Origin of the sequence: Mycobacterium sp. 1423905.2, assembly GCF_001673155.1 — a bacterium.
Classification (GTDB): Bacteria; Actinomycetota; Actinomycetes; order Mycobacteriales; family Mycobacteriaceae; genus Mycobacterium.
The window spans coordinates 1-2,999 of sequence record NZ_LZLE01000046.1; the positions used below are offsets into that span (position 1 = coordinate 1).

General features: G+C 67.7%; 2 protein-coding genes and 1 pseudogene. All 3 read right to left on the reverse strand.

Annotated elements, in window-relative coordinates; genetic code table 11:
• Positions 1 to 225 (reverse strand): annotated as a pseudogene (locus A9W95_RS03000) (SAM-dependent methyltransferase); the annotation flags it as partial.
• A complete protein-coding gene (locus A9W95_RS03005) occupies positions 222 to 923 on the reverse strand; it encodes a TetR/AcrR family transcriptional regulator (protein WP_067409156.1) in 702 nt (233 codons plus the stop codon). The gene A9W95_RS03005 and the pseudogene A9W95_RS03000, both read right to left, overlap by 4 nt.
• Positions 916 to 2,999 (reverse strand): MMPL family transporter (locus A9W95_RS03010; protein WP_067409157.1); only part of this gene is annotated, 2,084 nt, incomplete at its 5' end. The genes A9W95_RS03005 and A9W95_RS03010, both read right to left, overlap by 8 nt.

Here is a 2,999-nt window from a genome sequence, read left to right on the forward strand (position 1 = left end):
CCGGGCGGCCAGCCGTAGCTCGGGTTCCACCGCCACCACCTCGTCAACCGATGACGGGTAGAGCGCGAAATTGGTTCCGGTGCCCGCGCCGACTTCCAGCACCCGGCCCGCCAACCCCGCCACATTCTCTCGCCGCAAATCGCGGATGGCCTGCGCTTCGTGGGCGGCGACCAATGGCCAGATCCGCGCGAAAAACGGGTGGTCGACGGTGCACGCCGCCGTCATTGTTCCCCCGACGACCGTCGGGTCACCACCCAGTCCACCAACTGCGCAGAGGTGACCTCCGAGCCGACCAGCCCGGCCACCATATGGCCGCACAGCACCGCGCCCAACACCCGGTCGGCGAACGCTTCGACGTCGCCGAACGGCAGGTGCGGCTTGGCGATCAACAAGGCCGCCACACCGTGCGCGGCGGTCCACAGCTCCAGCGCGATGGTGGTCGGATCGTCGGTCCGGTACATCCCCTCGTCCATCAACGTCCGCACCGAGGCGCACATGTGCTGGAACGCCGAGCTGTCCAGCGCCATGTCGACATTGCTGCCCGACCGCAACTCCCCCATGGTCGCCAGCCGGTACAACTCGGGGGTCTGCAGCGCAAACCGCACATAAGCCAACCCCTGGGCGCGCAGCACGTCCACCGTCGACGACTGGCCCAACGCGGCGCGTTCCATCTCCGAATCGAGCCGGCCCAGATAGCGGGCGCACACCGCGTCCAGCAACGCGTTTTTGTCCTGGAAATGCAGATAGATCGACGGTGAGGTGACGCCGACGCGTTGGGCAACCGAACGAATGCTCACCGCCCGCGCCTGCCCGGTCTCCAGCAGTAGCTCCGTGGCGGCGTCCAGAATCTCGTGCCGCAGCCGATCCCCCGACCCGCGCGGGGCACGCTGGCGGCGCAACCCGCCCACCGACACGTCAACCATCGCGGGTCACCCGCGCCGGCACCTCGCGCCCGTTGCGCAGACCCTCGAGACGGACGGTGTCGGCGTCATCGCCGGGATAGCGATCGGGTCTGCCGCCACGGTCCTCGAATGCGCCCGCCTCGCTGATGCCGAACCGCTCATGCAGCCAGACCAGCGGCTTGGGGGCCCACCAGTTCCAGCGGCCCATCACGTGCATGAACGCCGGCACCAGCACCATGCGCACCAGGGTGGCGTCGGCGAATACCGCGAGGGTCAACCCGAGTCCGAACATCCGCATGAAAGACACATGCGCGGCGATCAGCGCGGCGAACGACATGGACATCACCAGCGCGGCCGCGGTGATGACCCGACCGGTGCGCGCCACACCCAGCGCGACGCTTTCGTCGTTGGCGGCGTGTGCCGCGGCCGGGCGTGGCTTGGCCGGCCGGGCCGCGCCGGAGGACAACCAGTATTCGCGAATACGGGAGACCAGAAACACTTCGTAATCCATGGACAGCCCGAAGGCGATGCAGAACAGCAGCACCGGCATGTTGGCGACCAGGGTGCCGCTCGGTGTGGTCCCCAGCGCGCCCCAGTGACCGTCCTGGAATATCCATACCAGCGCACCGAAGGCCGCGCTCAACGACAACACGTTGCACACCAGCGCCTTGACCGGCAACACCACGCTGCCGGTCAGCAGGAACAGCAGCACGAAGGTGATGACGGCCATCAGTCCCAGCACCAGCGGCAGCCGGTTGGTCACCGCGTCGACGCTGTCGCGGTTGACCTGCGCGACACCGGCCAACTCCACCGACCGGCCGGCCGGCCCGGGTAGCTCGTGCAGCCGCTTGAGCTGAGCGTCGGAGGCTTTGGAGAACAGCGGCGCGGTGCTGCTCACGGTGAGGAACGCGCTGTTATCGGCCATGCCGGTGGCCGCGGCAGGCGGGCCCATCACGTGTCCGTCCTTGAACGTCCCGCCGGGGGCCGCGACCGAGTTCACGTCAGGCAGCCGGGACACCTCCTCGGCGTAGAAGTCGAGGTCTTGCGGGTTGAGGCCGCGGGCGTCGGGGATCACGACGGGGATCGCCGTCGCGGAGTCGTTGGCGAAGTTGGTGCGCAACTGGTCACCGACCTGGTGCGCCGACGCGGACTTCGGCAGCACCCGATCATCCGGGAAGCCCCACTTCACCGAGAAGAACGGCATCCCGAGTAGCAGCAACAGGGCCACCACGGCCACCCCGATCAGGAACCAGTGGCTCATCACGTACTTCGTCGAGCGATACCAGAACATTTCCTCGACGGGCTTGTGCACCGGTTCGCCGCGCCGGAAGATGCGCCGCACCAGTCGGCGTACGTCCAGCGAATCCAGATGGCGGCCCAGCAACACGATGGCGGCAGGTGTGATGACGATCGACGCGGTGGCGACGAAGGCGACGGTCGCCACCCCGGCGTAGGCGAACGACTTGAGGAAGTACATCGGGAACAGCGCGGTCGCCGACATCGACAACGCGACGGTGACCGCGGAGAACAGCACGGTGCGGCCCGACGTAGCCATGGTCCGGATCAGCGCCTCGTCGCGGTCGGCGCCCTCGGCCAGCTCGTCGCGGTAGCGACTGACGATCAGCAGCGTGTAGTCGATGGCCAGCGCCAGGCCCAGCGCGGTGCTCAGATTGAGCGCGAAGATCGACACCTCGGTGGTGAAGGTGACCAGCCGCAACACCGACATGGAACCGACGACGGCCAGCGCCCCCAAGGCCATCGGCAACGCCGCCGCCAGCAGCCCGCCGAACACCCACACCAACACCAGGAAGCTCAGCGGGATCGCGATCATCTCCATGACCAGCAGATCTTCCTGATTCTGCTTGTTTATCTGGGCGTACTCCATTGCCGAGCCGCCGGCGCGGACCGTGACGCCGTCGCGGTCGTGCACCAGGGCGTCGGCCAAGGTTTTGGCGTTCTTCTGCGCGTCGTTCTCGCCGCCTTTGAGGTTGACCACGATCAGTCCCGACTTGCCGTCGGTGCTGACCAGACCGGCCGCCGCCTGCGGTTGGGCGGTCCACGGCGAGGCCACGTTGTAAACCAGCGGCGACCGCTGTA

Bases quoted from the DNA above. Each gene is read 5' to 3' on its own strand.
- A9W95_RS03005 (WP_067409156.1), bottom strand. From the start codon at position 923: ATGGTTGACGTGTCGGTGGGCGGGTTGCGCCGCCAGCGTGCCCCGCGC.